This is a genomic window from Pseudomonas sp. B10 (assembly GCF_900156235.1).
Classification (GTDB): Bacteria; Pseudomonadota; Gammaproteobacteria; order Pseudomonadales; family Pseudomonadaceae; genus Aquipseudomonas; species Aquipseudomonas siliginis.
In genome coordinates, this window is the sequence record NZ_LT707063.1 from 1,039,077 (window position 1) to 1,057,478 (window position 18,402).

14 protein-coding genes are annotated in these 18,402 nt (G+C 61.6%); 8 read left to right on the forward strand and 6 right to left on the reverse strand.

Going from position 1 to position 18,402, the window contains the following annotated elements:
* Positions 1-47: 47 nt before the first annotated feature.
* From BXA01_RS04630 to BXA01_RS04645, 3 genes are all read right to left on the reverse strand, one after another.
* Positions 48-1,544, reverse strand: coding sequence for a helix-turn-helix transcriptional regulator (locus BXA01_RS04630; protein WP_076563391.1), 1,497 nt, complete (start codon positions 1,542-1,544; stop codon positions 48-50).
* 201 nt (positions 1,545-1,745) lie between these two features.
* Positions 1,746-3,029, reverse strand: coding sequence for a Zn-dependent hydrolase (locus BXA01_RS04635; RefSeq protein WP_076563392.1), 1,284 nt, complete (start codon positions 3,027-3,029; stop codon positions 1,746-1,748).
* A 235-nt stretch (positions 3,030-3,264) separates the two neighbouring features.
* Positions 3,265-4,749 carry an NCS1 family nucleobase:cation symporter-1 gene (locus BXA01_RS04645; RefSeq protein ID WP_076563394.1) on the reverse strand — a complete coding sequence of 495 codons (1,485 nt, stop codon included), beginning with the start codon at positions 4,747-4,749 and terminating at the stop codon, positions 3,265-3,267.
* A 624-nt stretch (positions 4,750-5,373) separates the two neighbouring features.
* Here BXA01_RS04645 and hydA point away from each other — a divergent pair.
* From hydA to preA, 3 genes are all read left to right on the forward strand, one after another.
* On the forward strand, positions 5,374-6,813 hold the full coding sequence (gene hydA / locus BXA01_RS04650) for a dihydropyrimidinase (protein ID WP_076563395.1): 1,440 nt from the start codon (positions 5,374-5,376) through the stop codon (positions 6,811-6,813).
* 164 nt (positions 6,814-6,977) lie between these two features.
* The gene (locus BXA01_RS04655) at positions 6,978-8,345 is read left to right on the forward strand and encodes an NAD(P)-dependent oxidoreductase (protein WP_076563396.1); all 1,368 of its coding nucleotides are present in this window, start codon (positions 6,978-6,980) and stop codon (positions 8,343-8,345) included.
* Positions 8,346-9,620 (forward strand): NAD-dependent dihydropyrimidine dehydrogenase subunit PreA, encoded by a 1,275-nt coding sequence (gene preA, locus BXA01_RS04660; protein WP_076563397.1) that lies wholly within the window; start codon positions 8,346-8,348, stop codon positions 9,618-9,620.
* A gap of 164 nt (positions 9,621-9,784) precedes the next feature.
* On the opposite strand, the gene BXA01_RS04665 is transcribed toward preA, so the two are convergent.
* Together BXA01_RS04665 and BXA01_RS04670 are read right to left on the reverse strand one after the other, a co-directional pair.
* Positions 9,785-10,405, reverse strand: coding sequence for a TetR/AcrR family transcriptional regulator (locus tag BXA01_RS04665; protein WP_024013291.1), 621 nt, complete (start codon positions 10,403-10,405; stop codon positions 9,785-9,787).
* 90 nt (positions 10,406-10,495) lie between these two features.
* On the reverse strand, positions 10,496-11,518 hold the full coding sequence (locus BXA01_RS04670; protein ID WP_076563398.1) for a hypothetical protein: 1,023 nt from the start codon (positions 11,516-11,518) through the stop codon (positions 10,496-10,498).
* A 280-nt stretch (positions 11,519-11,798) separates the two neighbouring features.
* Between BXA01_RS04670 and BXA01_RS04675 the strand changes: the two genes are divergently transcribed.
* Positions 11,799-12,080, forward strand: coding sequence for a hypothetical protein (locus BXA01_RS04675; protein ID WP_041480860.1), 282 nt, complete (start codon positions 11,799-11,801; stop codon positions 12,078-12,080).
* A 50-nt stretch (positions 12,081-12,130) separates the two neighbouring features.
* On the opposite strand, the gene BXA01_RS04680 is transcribed toward BXA01_RS04675, so the two are convergent.
* Positions 12,131-12,337 carry a hypothetical protein gene (locus BXA01_RS04680; protein WP_016775135.1) on the reverse strand — a complete coding sequence of 69 codons (207 nt, stop codon included), beginning with the start codon at positions 12,335-12,337 and terminating at the stop codon, positions 12,131-12,133.
* Between the two features lie 244 nt (positions 12,338-12,581).
* Between BXA01_RS04680 and BXA01_RS04685 the strand changes: the two genes are divergently transcribed.
* The 4 genes from BXA01_RS04685 to paoC all read left to right on the forward strand — a co-directional run bounded on the left by BXA01_RS04685 (position 12,582) and on the right by paoC (position 18,378).
* Positions 12,582-14,336, forward strand: a complete 1,755-nt coding sequence (locus BXA01_RS04685; protein ID WP_056789178.1) for an L-lactate permease — start codon at positions 12,582-12,584, stop codon at positions 14,334-14,336.
* 270 nt (positions 14,337-14,606) lie between these two features.
* Positions 14,607-15,230, forward strand: a complete 624-nt coding sequence (paoA, locus tag BXA01_RS04690; RefSeq protein WP_076563399.1) for an aldehyde dehydrogenase iron-sulfur subunit PaoA — start codon at positions 14,607-14,609, stop codon at positions 15,228-15,230.
* Positions 15,227-16,183 (forward strand): FAD binding domain-containing protein, encoded by a 957-nt coding sequence (locus BXA01_RS04695; RefSeq protein ID WP_076563400.1) that lies wholly within the window; start codon positions 15,227-15,229, stop codon positions 16,181-16,183. The genes paoA and BXA01_RS04695 overlap by 4 nt, the downstream gene beginning before the upstream one ends.
* The gene (paoC, locus tag BXA01_RS04700; protein WP_076563401.1) at positions 16,180-18,378 is read left to right on the forward strand and encodes an aldehyde oxidoreductase molybdenum-binding subunit PaoC; all 2,199 of its coding nucleotides are present in this window, start codon (positions 16,180-16,182) and stop codon (positions 18,376-18,378) included. Before BXA01_RS04695 ends, paoC begins: the two co-directional genes overlap by 4 nt.
* The last annotated feature ends 24 nt before the right edge of the window (positions 18,379-18,402 follow it).

Consider the following 18,402-nt stretch of genomic DNA (forward strand, 5'->3'; position numbering starts at 1 on the left):
GGCCAATACATGAATTTGCACCCTTGTAACTAGTGCATTTGCACCCCTCAGCGCTGGCCCTTGGTGCCCCACTCTCCCGAAAACAAACCGCGCTCCCGAGCCCAGACGATCGCCTCGCTGCGGCTATGCACATCGATTTTCGAGTACACAGTGGCAACATGATTGCGCACGGTGTTGGGCGCCAGTTTCAACCGCGCGGCGATCTCCTTGTCCGCCAGTCCTTCACAGATCAAGCCGAGCACATCGCGCTCACGGGCCGTCAGGTCAGTGAACGAGGCACTTGGCAGCTGCGGCGAGTTGATCTTCTTCACGTTGGCCAGCTTCTCGATCAACGTTCGGCTGAACCACGACGCATCCTTCATCACCTCTTCAATCGCCGCGACCAGCTCCAGCTCCGTGCGCTTGCGCTCGGTCATGTCCATCAACACCAGCAGGTAGCAGGAGGTGTTGTGGATGTTCACCGTGTCGGCCGAGACCGCACACTCCAGCAACTCCTCGTCCTTCTTGCGCACCGGCACATCGACCCGATCCACCCGACCGTTCTTCGCCAACGCCGACAATAACCGGGTGCGCGCGCCGTCATCGTGGATGAAGCTCAATTGCGTCACGGTTTTGCCGAGTACGTCATCGCTGTCATAGGCCAGGGTATCGAGGAACGCCTGATTGACGTCGATGACCTCCTGCTTTTCCGCGGTGCAGATCAGAATCGGTACCGGAGTCAGACGAAAAGCCTTGGCAAAGCGCTCCTCGCTCTGACGCAAGGCCACTTCGACCCGGCGCCGGGGCTCCATGTCGACGAAAGAGAACAGCATGCAATTCTCGTCATTGAGCAGCAGCGGCTGACCGGCAACGATCACCTGTTTACTGCCACCGTCGGGGAGGCGCAGTTCCGCCTGCATCTGCGGAATGGTCGCGACATCACGCAAGCGCTGGACAGCCAGATCGCGCTGATCCGCCTGCTCGAAAATATCGATTTCATACGCCGAGGTACCGATCACCTGATCGCGGGTATAGCCGGTCATCTCCAGAAAGCCCGGGTTGACCTTGATGTAACGCAAATCGCTGAGTCGGCAGATCACTGCCGGTGCAGGGTTGGCATTGAAGGTTTTTTCAAAACGCAGCTCAGCGTTGGCCCAATCGGTGACGTCGCTCATGATCAGCACCAGCGACTCGGGCTGGCCGACGCGGTCGGTCAGCACCATGCTGCGCACGCTGTGCACCCAGACCCGCTCCGGGTCGTCCACGGACGAGACTTCGATCAGCACATCATTGAACGCCTCGCAGCGCGCAACGCGGCTGATCGGGTAGTTGTCCGGCGGCAAGACATGATTGTTGCGATAGCGCAGCGTGAAGCGTTTGGCGTACTCGTCGGCGTTGCTGCCCAGATCACCGATGGTGCTGACACCGTGCATGGTCAGCGCCGCTTCGTTGGCCCAGAGAATGCTTTTGTCGAGTTCCAGCAGAATCACCCCGTCCGACAGCCCGGCGATGATCTGCTGCAACTGGCGACGGTTGGTTTCGGTGGTCAGGACTTCCTGGCTCATTGGATCTCCACACTGTGATGCGGCTAGGTGAAGAGTACGACCGCAGCGGTTCGGGATCGTGCCACGGCCTCAAAATCGCCAGAAATCCCCTGTGGGAGCGAGCCTGCCCGCGAAAGCGCTGGGTCAGATAGACCATTCGGTGACTGACCCGGCGCATTCGCGAGCAGGCTCGCTCCCACAGGTTTACTGGGTGTGTTCACCTTAGGCGGCACGCTCGCTGTCCGCCACCATCGCCGAAGCCGCGAGCATCGCCCTTAGCAACACCGCACACCCCGCCGCGAGATCATCCGGTGCGGCATTCTCGATTTCGTTATGGCTGATCCCACCCTCGCACGGCACGAAGATCATCCCGGCCGGACCTAGCTCGGCGAGAAAGATCGCGTCATGCCCGGCGCCACTGACAATGTCCATGTGCGACAGACCCAGCCCTTTCGCGGCACCGCGCACCGCCTCCACGCAGCCCTTTTCGAAGTACAGCGGCGGGAAGTCGGCGGTCGGGGTCAGTTCGTAGGTGAGGCCGTGCTCTTCGCAGGTCGCCTCAATGACTTGTTTCACTTCGGCAATCATCGAATCCAGCCGCGCCGGCTCCAGATGCCGGAAGTCGAGGGTCATGCGCACTTCGCCGGGGATGACGTTGCGCGAGCCGGGATAGGCTTGCAGGCAGCCGACCGTGCCGCAGGCGTGGGGCTGATGGCCGAGGGCGGCGCGGTTGACGGCGCCGACGATCACCGAGGCACCGACCAGGGCGTCCTTGCGCAGGTGCATCGGCGTCGGGCCGGCGTGGGCTTCGACGCCGCGCAATTTCAGGTCGAACCACTTCTGCCCGAGCGCGCCGAGTACCACGCCGATGGTTTTCTCTTCGTCCTCGAGAATCGGGCCTTGTTCGATGTGCGCTTCGAAATACGCGCCAACCGCGTGCCCGCTGACCTGGCGCGGACCAGCGTAGCCGATGGCGTTCAGCGCCTCCCCAACGGTGACGCCGTCTGCATCGACCTTGGCGAGGGTTTCTTCGAGGGTGAATTTCTCGGCGAAGACCCCGGAGCCCATCATGCACGGGGCGAAGCGTGAGCCCTCTTCGTTGGTCCAGACCACCACTTCCAGCGGCGCTTCGGTTTCCACGCCGAGGTCGTTGAGGGTGCGCAGCACTTCGACGCCGGCGAGCACGCCGAAGCAACCGTCAAACTTGCCACCGGTGGGCTGAGTGTCGATGTGGCTGCCGGTCATCACTGGCGGCAGGTTCGGGTTGCGCCCGGCGCGCCGGGCGAAAATGTTGCCGACGGCATCGACCGTGACGCTGCAACCGGCGTCCTTGCACCACTGCACGAACAGGTCGCGGGCTTGGCGGTCAAGGTCGGTCAGGGCCAGGCGACAGACCCCGCCCTTTACCGTGGCGCCGAGTTTCGCCAGTTCCATGAGCGAGGCCCAGAGGCGATCGCGGTTGATGTGCTGATGGGTGGACTGCAGAACGTCTACGGCTGCGTTCATGGGGATCTCCTCAATGCTGATGCCGATAGTGCCCATGCTCTGCGTGGGCATTCATCCATGGACGCTCTGCGTCCGCTGTTGGGACGCGGAGCGTCCCGGGCTGCGTTCCCACGCAGAGCGTGGGAACGATCAGTTTCGGCGGTGTATGGCGCATCGCCTTCGCGAGCAGGCTCGCTCCCACAGTGAGAATGCATTTCCAATGTGGGAGCGAGCCTGCTCGCGAAAAGCCCCTTGCTCACACCGCGGTTTTCACGGCAGAAGGCTGCGCCCGCATCACACACAGCCCGTAATAAATAATCCCGCCCAGCGCCGAGCCGGTGAACCAGCCATAGCTGTAGAACCAGCTGAAGACGTCGCTGCCCAGCGACAGCAAGGTCAGCGCCACCGGCACGCCAAAGGCGAGAAAACCCGCCCAGTTCCACGCCGGATACACGTCATCGCGGTACAGCCCGGCGAGGTCCAGTCGCTGTTTCTTGATCAGGAAATAATCCACCACCATGATCCCGGCGATCGGCCCGAGCAGGCTTGAGTAGCCCAGCAGCCAGTTCGAATACACGGTTTCCAGGCTGATGTCGGAAACGATCAGGCCAAGCTTTTTCAGCAGTTCATGGCCCATCAGCACCAGCCCGACCAGACCGGTGAGCAACACCGCTTTGGTGCGGTTGATCACCTTCGGCGCGATGTTCTGGAAGTCATTGGTTGGCGAGACGATATTGGCGGCGGTGTTGGTCGACAGTGTGGCAACGATGATCAGCGCCATGGCCACCGCCACCCACACCGGGCTCTGGATATGGCCGATCAGCGTGACCGGATCGGACACGGTGACGCCGACCAGTTTCACCGATGCGGCGGTCATCACCACGCCCAGTGCGGCGAACAGGAACATGGTCAGCGGCAGGCCGAAAATCTGCCCGAGGATCTGATCCTTCTGGCTCTTGGCGTAGCGACTGAAGTCGGGAATGTTCAGCGACAGCGTGGCCCAGAACCCGACCATCGCCGTCAGCCCTGCTGCGAAATAACTGACCACGCTGGCGCCTTCCGGACGCTTGGGCGGGATCGCCAGCAATTCAGTCATCGACACATTGGGCATCGCCCACACCAGCAGGCCGATGCCCACCGCCACCAACAACGGCGCCGACAAGGTTTCCAGCCATTTGATCGACTCGGCACCGCGAATCACCACCCACAGATTCAGCGCCCAGAACACCATGAAACCGATCACCTCGCCGGTGCCGCCGAGGGACTTCCAGCCCTCGAACACCGAGCCGAGGAACAGGTGAATCGCCAGTCCGCCGAACATGGTCTGGATGCCGAACCAGCCACACGCCACCAACGCGCGGATCAGGCACGGCACGTTGGAACCGAGAATGCCGAACGACGAGCGCAGCAGCACCGGAAACGGAATGCCGTACTTGGTGCCGGGGAAAGCATTGAGGGTCAGTGGAATCAACACGATGACGTTGGCAAACAGAATCGCCAATAGCGCTTCGCCGACACTCAAGCCGAAATAGGCGGTGAGCACGCCGCCGAGGGTGTAGGTCGGCACGCAAATCGACATCCCGACCCACAGCGCGGTGATGTGCCATTTGTTCCAGGTGCGCTCGCGCACCTTGGTCGGTGCCATGTCGTGGTTGTAGCGGGGACTGTCGAGGACATCACTGCCCGCTTCGAGCTCGTACAAGCCGTCGCGCTCGGTCACTTGTGATCTGGTCTGTTGCATGGCCGCTCCACTGTTTTTCTGATTATTTTTTGCTCATCAGGCGGCTGGCGCATACGACGCCAGCCGGACGATGGCCGGAGGAACTGACAACTTTCATGCACCGGCCATGGTGTCAGCGGCGGCATCAATAAACGTGCCGGGTCTGGCGCTGAACGCTTGGGCGGTGCACTGGATGTTTTGCAACTTTCTGATATTCATCAGTTTTAATTGAATATTCGATGAGTCCGGGAAAACTTGTCTGAACGCTCAGGCTAAACGTCGGGCAAGTTGTCCGAAGTGTCAGGACTCAAACTGGTGCACTGCATTTATTTTCGTCGGTGAACCCGCAACCGCAGCACAACTTCAAGCGGCTGATTTCACATAGGAAATCTTGCTCATATTTCCATCCTGTCAAGTGCGTCAAAATGGTGAACGGCCTCACCATTTTGGTGATTTCTCTTTTTTATCTTTATTTATCAATAGCTTGAAACAGCTATAAGCTTATAAAAAATATTCTTGATCATTCTTGAAATCGCGACTAGTTTCTATTCCTGACAGCGATGACAGGAATACGAACTGCGCCGCTGTACTTCAATAAAACATTTAGAACCGGCACAAGTCGGTCATGCCTGCGAGGAATTCGGAATGTCTCTGTTGATCCGTGGCGCCACCGTTGTTACCCATGATGAAAGTTACCGCGCCGACGTGTATTGCGCTGACGGCGTGATCAAAGCCATTGGTGAAAACCTCGACATTCCCGCCGGCGCAGAAATGCTCGACGGCAGTGGTCAGTACCTGATGCCCGGCGGCATCGATCCGCATACGCATATGCAACTGCCGTTCATGGGCACCGTTGCCAGCGAGGATTTCTACAGCGGCACCGCTGCCGGCCTGGCCGGCGGCACCACCTCGATCATCGATTTCGTGATTCCCAATCCGCAGCAATCGCTGATGGAAGCGTTTCATCAGTGGCGCGGCTGGGCGCAAAAGTCTGCGTCGGACTATGGCTTCCACGTCGCAATCACCTGGTGGAGCGAACAGGTGCGCGAGGAAATGGCCGAGCTGGTCAGCCACCACGGCATCAACAGCTTCAAGCACTTCATGGCCTACAAGAACGCGATCATGGCCGCCGACGACACTCTGGTGGCGAGTTTCGAGCGCTGCCTGGAACTTGGTGCGGTGCCGACCGTGCACGCGGAAAATGGCGAGCTGGTCTATCACCTGCAACGCAAGTTGATGGCTCAGGGCATTACCGGGCCGGAAGCGCATCCGCTGTCGCGACCTTCGCAGGTCGAAGGTGAAGCCGCGAGCCGGGCGATCCGCATTGCCGAAACCATCGGCACGCCGTTGTACCTGGTGCACGTTTCCACCAAGGAAGCTCTGGACGAAATCACCTATGCCCGCAGCAAGGGCCAGCCGGTTTACGGCGAGGTGCTGGCCGGGCACTTGCTGCTCGACGACAGCGTCTATCAACACCCGGACTGGCAGACCGCCGCCGGCTACGTGATGAGCCCGCCGTTCCGTCCGCGCGGCCATCAGGAGGCGCTGTGGCACGGGCTGCAGAACGGCAATCTGCACACCACCGCCACCGACCACTGCTGCTTTTGCGCCGAGCAGAAAGCTGCCGGGCGCGACGACTTCAGCAAGATTCCCAACGGCACCGCTGGTATCGAAGACCGCATGGCAGTGTTGTGGGATGAAGGCGTCAACTCCGGACGATTGTCGATGCAGGATTTCGTTGCGCTGACCTCTACCAACACCGCGAAGATATTCAATCTCTATCCACGCAAAGGTGCGATCCGCGTGGGCGCCGATGCCGATCTGGTGCTGTGGGATCCGCAAGGCACTCGGACCATTTCCGCCAAGACCCACCATCAGCAGGTGGACTTCAACATCTTCGAAGGCAAGACCGTGCGCGGCGTGCCGAGCCACACCGTCAGCCAGGGCCGCGTGGTCTGGGCCGACGGCGACCTGCGCGCCGAACGCGGCGCCGGACGCTACATCGAACGGCCGGCGTATCCGGCGGTGTTTGATTTGTTGAGCAAGCGGGCGGAGTTGCATAAGCCGAGCGCTGTTAAACGCTGACCCCTAGTGATCGTTCCCATGCTCTGCTTGGGAATGCAGCCCGGGACGCTCTGCGTCCCATTGGAACGCAGAGCGTCCCTTGAGGCATTCCCACGCAGAGCGTGGGAACGATCAACCACTGCCCACCAGAGGCAGCACCTCAATCAGCCATGAGGCCATGAACCGTGATCGAGACCCTGAACCACCTCCCCCATCCGCACGAAAGCGCGGCCGCCCTCGCCGGCCATTTCACTGATCTGGCGCCGCCGCTCAATGCCCGTCAGGCGCATCTCGAAGCCTCGCGCTGCCTGTATTGCTACGACGCGCCTTGCGTCAATGCGTGCCCCAGCGAAATCGATATCCCGTCGTTCATCCGCAACATCCATCAGGACAACGTCCAAGGCGCGGCGCAAAAGATCCTCTCGGCAAACATCCTCGGCGGCAGTTGCGCGCGGGTCTGTCCAACGGAAATCCTCTGCCAGCAGGCCTGCGTGCGCAACAACGCGCAGGAATGTGCGCCGGTGCTGATTGGTCTGCTGCAACGTTATGCCGTAGACAACGCACATTTCGCCGAACATCCGTTCCAGCGCGCCCCGGCCACAGGTAAACGTATCGCCGTGGTCGGCGCCGGGCCGGCCGGGTTGTCCTGCGCCCATCGCAGCGCGATGCACGGGCATGACGTGGTGATTTTCGAAGCGCGGGAAAAGGCCGGCGGGCTCAACGAGTACGGCATCGCCAAGTACAAACTGGTCGACGATTACGCGCAGAAGGAGCTGGACTTTCTCCTGCAGATTGGCGGGATAGAAATCCGCCACGGCCAGAAACTCGGTGCAAACCTGACCCTGAGCGAACTGCATCAGCAGTTTGACGCGGTATTCCTCGGCCTCGGCCTGAATGCCAGCAAGCAACTCGGTCTGGCCCACGAAGACGCGCCGGGCCTGCTCGCCGCCACCGACTACATCCGCGAACTGCGCCAGGCCGATGACCTCACGCAACTGCCCTTGGCTGATCGCTGCATCGTTCTCGGCGCTGGCAACACGGCGATCGACATGGCCGTGCAGATGGCCCGCCTCGGCGCGCGCGACGTCAATCTGGTGTATCGCCGTGGTGCGGCAGACATGGGCGCCACCCACCATGAGCAGGACATCGCCAAAGCCAATCAGGTGCGATTGCTGACCTGGGCGCAGCCGGAGCAAGTGTTGCTTGATGATCAGGGCCGCGTGCGCGGCATGCGTTTCGCCCGCACCGATCTGGTTGAAGGGCGTCTGCAAACCACCGGAGAAACCTTTGAGCTGGCTGCCGATGCGATCTTCAAAGCGATCGGCCAGAGCTTCGATGACAACGCCCTCAGCGATCCGCTGGCGCGCGAACTCAAGCGTCAGGGCGAACGCATCGCGGTCGATGAACACCTGCGCACCAGCGTCCCCGGCGTGTATGCCGGCGGCGACTGCACCAGCCTCGATCAGGACCTCACCGTGCAAGCGGTGCAGCACGGCAAACGCGCCGCCGAGGCGATCAACGCTCAACTGATGCTCAACGTGGAGGCTGCGTAAATGGCCGATCTCTCGATAGTCTTCGCCGGCATCAAAGCTCCCAACCCGTTCTGGCTGGCTTCCGCGCCGCCCACCGACAAGGCCTACAACGTGGTCCGCGCCTTCGAAGCGGGCTGGGGTGGAGTGGTCTGGAAAACCCTGGGTGAGGATCCGGCGGCGGTCAACGTTTCCTCGCGTTATTCGGCGCATTACGGCGCCAATCGCGAAGTGCTGGGCATCAACAACATCGAACTGATCACCGACCGCTCGCTGGAAATCAACCTGCGCGAAATCACCCAAGTGAAGAAGGATTGGCCGGATCGCGCGCTGATCGTGTCGCTGATGGTGCCGTGTGTCGAGGAGTCGTGGAAACACATCCTGCCGCTGGTCGAGGCCACTGGCGCCGACGGCATCGAACTCAACTTCGGCTGCCCCCACGGCATGCCCGAACGCGGCATGGGCGCAGCGGTCGGCCAGGTGCCGGAATATGTCGAGCAGGTGACGCGCTGGTGCAAGACGTACTGCTCGCTGCCGGTGATCGTCAAACTCACCCCGAATATCACCGACATCCGCGTCGCCGCCCGGGCGGCGCATCGTGGTGGCGCCGATGCGGTGTCGCTGATCAACACGATCAACTCGATCACCAGCGTCGACTTGGACCACATGGTCGCCCTGCCCACCGTCGGCAGCAAAAGCACCCACGGCGGTTATTGCGGTTCGGCGGTCAAGCCGATTGCGCTGAACATGGTCGCGGAAATCGCCCGTGATCCGCAGACCCAGGGCTTGCCGATCTGCGGCATTGGCGGCATCGGCAGCTGGCGCGACGCGGCGGAGTTCATGGCGCTGGGCAGCGGCGCGGTGCAGGTGTGCACGGCGGCGATGCTGCATGGTTTCCGCATTGTCGAAGAGATGAAGGACGGCTTGTCGCGGTGGATGGACAGCCAGGGCTACGCCAATATCGCCGAGTTTTCCGGGCGCGCCGTGGGTAACACCACGGATTGGAAGTACCTCGATATCAACTACCAGGTGATCGCGAAGATCGACCAGGAGGCGTGCATCGGTTGCGGGCGTTGCCACATTGCTTGCGAAGATACGTCACACCAGGCGATCGGCAGTCTGAAACAGGCCGACGGTACGCATAAATATGAAGTGATCGATGAGGAATGTGTGGGCTGCAACCTGTGCCAGATCACCTGCCCCGTGGCAGACTGCATCGAGATGGTACCGATGGAAACGGGCAAGCCGTTTCTGGACTGGAATCATGATCCGCGCAACCCCTACCACGTCGCGGTTTAATTGATCGTTCCCACGCTCCTGCGTGGGAATGCAGCCCGGGACGCTCTGCGTCCCATTGGAACGCGGAGCGTCCCTGGAAGCATTCCCACGCGGAGCGTGGGAACGATCAGTTTCGCGAGGGAGCGAGCCTGCTGGCGAAGAGGCCAGCCCGACCACTACAGGGTTCAAGGCTCCAGCCCGATCCCGCGCAAAATCACCCCCGTCACTGTCTGCACCGCCCGCTCGAACTGCATATCCGACAAAGGCTGATGATCATTCAGAATATTCACCTGATGATCAAAGTCGGCGTAGTGCTGGGTCGACGCCCAGATCATGTACAGCAACCCCGACGGCTCCACCGGCAGGATCCGCTTGTCCTCGACCCACTGGCGAATCTTCGCTTCCTTCATCTTCGCCCAGTCATACAGGCTCGCATCCAGCGCCTCGCCCAGGGTCGGCGCGCCGTGGATGATCTCGTTGGCCCAGACTTTCGAGCCATAGGGCCGGCTGCGTGAATGATTCATCTTGGCGCGGATGTAACTGCTCAGCACCACGCGCGGGTCGTCGAACATCTCGAAGCACAGCGCGTCCTGCTTCCACACTTCCAGCAGATCGAACAGCACTGCGCTGTACAGCTCGCTCTTGGTGCTGAAGTAGTAATGCAGATTGGAACGCGGCAACTGCACTTCGGCAGCGATGTCCGCCATGGCGGTGCTGCCGAAGCCTTTTTCGGCGAAAACCTTTTCCGCCGCCAGCAGGATTTTCTCGACGTTACTGCGGCGAATCTCGATCTTGTGATTGCCCATGTGGGCTCCCTGACAACAGCGTTGCGCAAGACTAGCATCCGCTCTGATCCGGGCGCGACCGCCGCCAACAAAACTTCGCAGGTACAAGCGCTATGGCACAGCGCTCACACCGATAGGCGTTGGTTCATTCACGCCCAAATTACCTTCGACCTGCCCGGCCATGTGCAACGTGCCGGCCATCACCCCCGTGGTCGGATTCTGCAGCAGCTTCTGCCAGGCCTTGTCGAAGGTATTGCCGAGGCTGCTGCGGATCAGCGCTTCGCTGTCGGGGCGGTCGTTGGCCTGGATGATTGCGCGTATGCCGGCCACGCCGACCGAAATCATCGCCCCGGCGAGTTTACCCGCCGCTGCCGCCACCGCACTGGCGGCGCCGCGCGGGGCCATTTCTGCTTCGATGCGCTGGCTGGCGCGCTTGGCCACCGGGGCCATGGCTGCTTCGGTGGAGGAAATGCCCTTGGCGCCGCCGTCGGTGTGGATCTTGTCGATCAGTGCGGCGTACGCCGGGAGGGTGTTGAGCGGCTCGGTGCTGATGACTTTGAACAGCGAAGCATCCCGCGCCGGCGGCGGGCCGAGGGCGATGGCCGGGATCTTCTGCAAGCGTCCGTTGAGCTGCGCAATCGGCACACCGTGACGCTGGGCGATGAGCGGCATCTGCTGCGCCATCAACTGCGCGTAGAACGCCGTGGCCTGCGCCAAGATCGCATCCGGATCTATCTCCACGGCGACCGGCGCGAGGACTTTTTCCTGATATTGCTCAAGCAGATACGCCGCCAGCCGTTTCGCCGAAGCGTCCTGCTCGCCGCCGGCGCTGATCGTGTACCAACTGACCTTCATCGACAGCCATTCCTGGGTCCAGTAGCTGCTGAACCAAGGGATGAAATTTTCTTCAGTTTGCTGATAGACCCGAGTGCGCCAATGTTCCATCGAGCCACGGGCGAACAGCTTGACCTGCTCGGTGGCCTGCTGCGATGCGCTGAGGATCTCGCGGTCGATCTGCTGCCAGGTTTGCGCCGACACCACCACCGCCTGCGGCGCACTCACTGGCGCCCGGGCCGAAGTGGCGCAGCCGGCCAGCAGAAACAGTGCGGCAACGACCAGCGCGCGCGGGTTCACGGTGGCGGTGTCCTTTGGCTTGGGGAGGTGCTGGTTTGAGTATAGGCAGGTCAGTCGATTTCGATGCTGAAGGTTCCGGCCTCTTCGCGAGCAGGCTCGCTCCCACATTTGAAATGTGTTGCACCTGTGGGAGCGAGCCTGCTCGCGCAGGCGCCAACAGCAGCACCACAAACCTCAACCATCACCACCATCGATATCCACCATCGCCACGATTGCCTTCCGCCCTCCCATGATGAAAGGCACGATTGACCCATCCGAAACACAACGAGGCGTTCACATCATGATCCACACCCAAGTCACCCTCTCCGTGAGTTTCCCGGTGTTCGGCAGCAACTACTACCAACAGCACGTCGTGCCGCGCAAGGCGCAGACGCTGGTGTTCAACGAAGATTTCGACGATCTGCTGATGCCCGCCGCCAGCAACCATTTCAGCAATGAAGTGGTCGGCCTCAACGATCAGTTCCGTTTTCTGAGCGACATACTCGCCACCCATCTGCTCGATCACGAGGCCTCGGTGCCTGCGCGATCCCGCGTCCAGGCGAACGCTCGTTTTTTCAACTGAGGCTGATGCACAGAGGGCGTTCCTTTGATGGGAACGCCCTCTTCATTCAATCAGTCATCATCGCGATCACGGTGATAACGACGGCCATCGCGGCGGTCGTCATCGCGGTCGTCCCAGCGCCGGTCATGGTCGTAGTAACGGCCATGGTCGCGGTCGTAATGCCGGCCATGCCGGTGGTCATCATCAAAATCCGCAATACAGCCGCTGAGCAATACGGCGGCGGTCACAGTGAGCAGCATGGTTGTCGCTTGCTTCATTCAACACTTCCCTAAAACCCAAGGTCTTGACGACGGAAATCGCCACGCCGCCCGCGTCTTCGGGACGCAGTGCGCGCAGCCGCAGATACGACCGGGCAAAAACGCGTTGATTCAGTGGCCACTACCGACCGTTTGTCGGCTTGTTCGTCGCAGCCGAACAGCCGCGTAACGCCACCTATACTGCTTGCAACCTACCCCCATGCAATGGATCTGCACCCTCAATAACAATAAGCAGAGGTGGATCATGGTCTGGCAGCAAATCTACGACCCGTTCGGCAACCCGGTGCTCTCCACGCTGATGGCCGCCGTGCCGGTAGTGGTGATGCTCGCGGCGCTGGCGTTCTTTCACGTCAAGGCGCATCTGGCGGCGCTGTTGGCGCTGGCCTCCGCCCTGCTGATCTCGATTTTCGCCTTCGATATGCCAGCAGGCATGGCCGGTTCGGCGGCGTTGTTCGGCGCGGCGAATGGCTTGCTGCCGATCGGCTGGATTGTGCTCAACATCATCTTCCTGCATCGCCTGACCACCGAGAATGGTTCGTTCAAAGTGCTGCAGGATTCCCTCGCGCGCATCACCGATGACCGACGCTTGCAGTTGTTGCTGATCGCCTTCTGTTTCGGTGCGTTCTTCGAAGGCGCGGCAGGCTTTGGCACGCCGGTGGCAGTGACCGGTGCGATTCTGATCGGCCTGGGTTTTTCGCCATTGGCCGCATCCGGCCTGGCGCTGATCGCCAACACTGCACCTGTTGCTTTCGGTGCGCTGGGCACACCGATCATCACCTTGGCCAAAGTCACCGGGCTGGATGAGATGGAGCTGTCGATGATGGTTGGCCGGCAGTTGCCGTTCTTCTCGGTGCTGGTGCCGTTCTGGCTGATCTGGGCGTTTGCCGGGTGGCGCAAGATGCTTGAGGTGTGGCCGGCGATTCTGGTGGCTGGAGTGAGTTTCGCCATCCCGCAATTTCTCGTCTCGAACTATCACGGGCCGATGCTGGTGGACGTCATCGCTGCGCTGATTTCCATGGCCTGCCTGACGCTGTTCCTCAAGGTGTGGAAACCGGCAACCATCCACACCTCGGCAGCGCTGTCCGGGCGCGTCGACAACTCCAAGGTCGACGAGGAAACAGTCACCGCCAGCGCCGCGTTCAGCGATCAGGCGCGCCCGGCAGTGATGCGGGCTTGGATGCCGTGGATCATTCTCACGGTGTTCGTGTTTGCCTGGGGCACGCAGGGCTTCAAGAACATGTTCGATACGCGCCCGGTGATCGACCCGGTCACGCAATCGGCCAAGCTCGACCCGCAAGGCAAACCGGTACGCGAGGCCAATCCGATATTCGCCCCGGCGGTGACCTTCACCGGTCTGCATCTGCAAATAGAAAAAGTACCGCCGGTTGTCGCGGCGCCGAAAGCCGAGGAAGCGATTTACAAGTTCACCTGGCTGACCGCGACCGGCAGCGGGATTTTGCTGGCGGCGATTGTCGGCGGTCTGCTGATGGGTTATTCGATCCCGCAACTGATCAAGCAGTACCTGCGCACGTTGTGGGTGGTGCGATTTTCGTTGATCACGATTGCGGCGATGCTCGCGCTGGGCTTCCTCACGCGCTATTCGGGGCTGGATGCGACCATGGGCCTGGCGTTTGCGGCCACGGGGATTTTCTATCCGATGTTCGGCACGCTGCTCGGCTGGCTGGGGGTGGCGCTGACCGGTTCCGACACCGCTTCGAACGTGCTGTTTGGCGGCTTGCAACGGGTGACCTCGGAACAGCTGGGTATCAGCCCGGTGCTGATGGCGGCAGCGAACAGTTCCGGTGGGGTGATGGGCAAGATGGTCGACGCGCAGTCGATCGTCGTCGCCTCCACCGCGACCCGTTGGTACGGGCATGAGGGCGAGATCCTGCGTTATGTGTTCTTCCACTCGATCGTGCTGGCGATCCTGGTCGGCGGGCTGGTGACGTTGCAGGCGTACGTCGCACCGTTTACCTCGATGGTGGTGGGTGGGCCATAACTGAAAAACACATCTCCACTGTGGGAGCGAGCCTGCTCGCGAAGAGGTCGGCACATCCAGCAGCGGCTGGGTCTGACCCGACGCTTTCGCGAGCAGGCTCGCTCCCACAGGTCAATTGATGAGCTGCGCACATAACTCTTTAGCGCAAATCCGACAAAACCTTTTCCCTCCCGCTGCGGTCACTCCTTTTACGAGACTGGCATGCATGCCGGCGCGCCCGTTTGGGCCTTTTGCAATCCTGCCGCCCGATGAGAGACAAGGAATCGAACCATGCCGATTTCCCGACGCAATTTCATGATCCTCGGCGCCGTAACCGCGACGGCGTTCGCCATGCCCCCCTTTATCAGCCTCAAGGCCTACGCGGCCAGTCTGGAGCAACCGGCCATGAGTAAAGTGACCCTGCAAGTCAACGGTAAACCGCAAACCCTCGAAGTCGACACCCGCACCACCCTGCTCGACGCCCTGCGCGAACATCTGCACCTGACCGGCACCAAGAAAGGCTGCGACCACGGCCAGTGCGGCGCCTGCACGGTGATCGCCGACGGTCGGCGGATCAACTCCTGCCTGACCCTGGCGGTGATGCACGACGGCAGCGAGGTGACCACCATCGAAGGCCTCGGCATGCCGGACAAGCTGCACCCGATGCAGGCCGCGTTCATCAAGCACGACGGTTATCAGTGCGGCTATTGCACGCCGGGGCAGATCTGCTCGGCGGTCGCTGTGCTCAAAGAGATCCGCGACGGCATTCCCAGCCACGTCAGCCCAAGCCTGACCGAGCCGCCCAAACTGATCGCCGCCGAACTGCAGGAGCGCATGAGCGGCAATATCTGCCGCTGCGGCGCTTACTCGAACATCATCGAAGCCATCACTGAAGTCGCGGAGGTGCCGGTATGAGAGCCTTCAATTACAGCCGCGCCGACTCACCTGCGGCAGCCGCATCCCAGGCTGCGCAAGTCGAGGGCGCCAAGTTCATCGCCGGCGGCACCAACCTGCTCGACCTGATGAAACTCGACATCGAAACCCCGGTGCACCTGATCGACATCAACCACCTCGGCCTGGACCAGATCGAAGCAACACCCGAGGGCGGACTGCGCATCGGCGCGCTGGTGCGCAACACCGATCTGGCCGCCGACGCGCGCGTGCGCAAGGACTACGCCCTGCTCTCCCGCGCCCTGCTCGCCGGGGCTTCCGGGCAGTTGCGCAACATGGCGACCACCGCCGGCAACCTGCTGCAACGCACCCGCTGCCCGTACTTCTATGACACCCACCAGGCCTGCAACAAACGCAACCCCGGCAGCGGTTGCGCGGCGATCGGCGGGGTCACCCGGCAACTCGGAATCATTGGCGTCAGCGACGCTTGCATCGCCACCCACCCGAGCGACATGGCCATCGCCATGCGCGCACTCGATGCGCAGATCGAAACGGTCAAGCCTGACGGCAGCACGCGCAGCATTCCCATGGCCGATTTCCATCAATTGCCGGGCAACACGCCGCACATCGAAACCAGCCTCACGCCCGGCGAATTCATTACCGCAGTGACCCTGCCGCCGCCGGTTGGCGGCACACACATTTATCACAAGGTGAGGGATCGCTCGTCTTACGCCTTTGCCCTGGTCTCGGTCGGTTTGATCCTGCAAAAAGACGGCACCGGCCGCGTAGCCGTCGGCGGTATCGCGCCGAAACCGTGGCGGGTCGAAGCCGCTGAAGCGCTGTTGCCCAAGGGCGCCAAAGCGGTCAGCGAACGCCTGCTGGAAGGCGCGACACCCACCGATGACAACCAATTCAAACTGACACTGGTCGAGCGCACCCTGGCTTCGGTGTTGGCGCAAGCGAGGGAAACCGCATGAAATTCGACACGCCCGCCACCACCAATCCCATCGACCGCCTGAAGGTCGTCGGCCAGCCCACCAAGCGCATCGAAGGCCCGTTGAAAACCAGCGGCCAGGCCACTTACGCCTACGAACAACATGAAGCGGCGGCCAATCAGGCCTACGGCTTCATGGTTGACTCGGCGATTGCCAAAGGCCGAATCAAAGCCATTCATCTGGGCGAGGCCAAAGCGGCGCCCGGCGTGCTGGCGATCGTTACTGCCGAGAACGCCGGCAAGCTCGACAAAGGCGATTACAACGCCGCGCATTTGCTCGCCGGTCCCGAAGTGCAGCACTACCAGCAAGCCGTTGCATTGGTGGTTGCCGAAACCTTCGAACAGGCCCGCGCCGCCGCGCAACTGGTCAGGGTCGATTACGAGACCAGCGAAGGCAAGTTCGATCTGGCCAGCGTCAAAGACCTCGGCGTCGAGCCGAAAGACGAGCTGCCGGACGTCAATCACGGCGACTTCGACAAGGCCTTCACCGCCGCTCCGGTGCAGTTCGATCAGACCTACACCACACCAGACCAGTCCCACGCGATGATGGAACCGCACGCCACACTCGCCGCGTGGAAAGGCGATCATCTGACCGTGTGGACGTCGAACCAGATGGTCGCCTGGAGTGTCGGTGACATTGCAAAAACCCTCGGCCTGCCGAAGGAAAAAGTGCGTTTGGTCTCGCCGTACATCGGCGGTGGTTTCGGCGGCAAGCTGTTCATCCGCGCCGACGTGATCCTCGCCGCTCTCGGCGCGCGCATGGCGGGGCGGCCGGTAAAAGTCGCCCTCGCCCGCCCGCAAATGGCCAATAACACCACCCATCGCCCGGCTACGATTCAGCGCATCCGCATGGCCGCCGCGGCGGACGGCAAGCTGACCGCCATCGCCCATGAAGGCTGGTCGGGCAACCTTGCTGACGGCAAGGTCGAACTGGCCGCGCAACCGAGCCAGTTGCTCTACGCCGCAGAAAACCGCCGCGTCAGCATGCGCCTCGCCCCGCTCGACCTGCCCGAAGGCAACGCCATGCGCGCGCCGGGTGAAGCGCCGGGGCTGATGGTGCTGGAAATTGCCATGGACGAAATGGCCGAACAGCTGAAGATGGACCCGGTGCTGTTCCGCATCGCTAACGACACTCAAGTCGACCCGGTGAAAACCGAGCGGCCGTTCTCCCAGCGTCAACTGGTCAAATGCCTGCAGATCGGCGCGGAGAAATTCGGCTGGGATCAGCGCAAGGCGCAACCGGGCAGCCGTCGTGAAGGCCGTTGGTTGATCGGCATGGGTGTGGCGGCGGCGTTTCGCAACAACCTGCTGGTCAAGTCCGGCGCCCGTGTGCGCCTGGAGCGTGACGGCAAAGTCGTCGTCGAAACCGACATGACCGATATCGGCACCGGCAGCTACACGATCATCGCGCAGACCGCTGCCGAGATGATGGGCGTTGGTCTCGATGATGTAGTCGTGCGTCTGGGTGATTCGGACTTCCCGGTTTCGGCTGGGTCTGGCGGTCAGTTCGGTGGGAACTGCTCGACCTCCGGCGTCTATGCCGCCTGTGTGAAACTGCGTGAAGCGGTGGCGCAGAAGCTGGGACTCGCGGCGGATCAGGCGGAGTTCGCCGATGGTCAGGTGCGGGTCGGCAGCAAGAGCCTGCCGCTGCGCAACGCGGCTGAAGGCGGCGCGCTGGTCGGCGAAGACAGCATCGAGTTCGGTGATCTGGCCGAGAAATATCAGCAATCGACCTTCGGCGCGCATTTCGTCGAAGTCGCCGTCGATGCCGCCACTGGCGAAGTTCGCGTACGGCGCATGTTGGCGGTTTGCGCTGCGGGGCGGATCCTCAACCCGACGTCGGCGCGCAGTCAGGTCATCGGCGCGATGACCATGGGCGTCGGCGCCGCCTTGATGGAAGAACTGGCGGTGGACAAGCGCCTGGGCTTTTTCGTCAACCATGACCTGGCTGGATACGAAGTGCCGGTGCACGCCGACATTCCGCATCAGGAAGTGATCTTCCTCGAAGAAACCGACCCGATTTCGTCGCCGATGAAGGCCAAGGGCGTGGGTGAATTGGGAATTTGCGGCGTGAGTGCGGCGGTGGCGAATGCGATCTACAACGCCACCGGCGCAAGGGTCCGCGAATATCCGATTACGCTGGACAAGATTCTTGATTCGTTGCCGGAGATGATCTGAAGAAAGTCGACGTAAAAACACCCC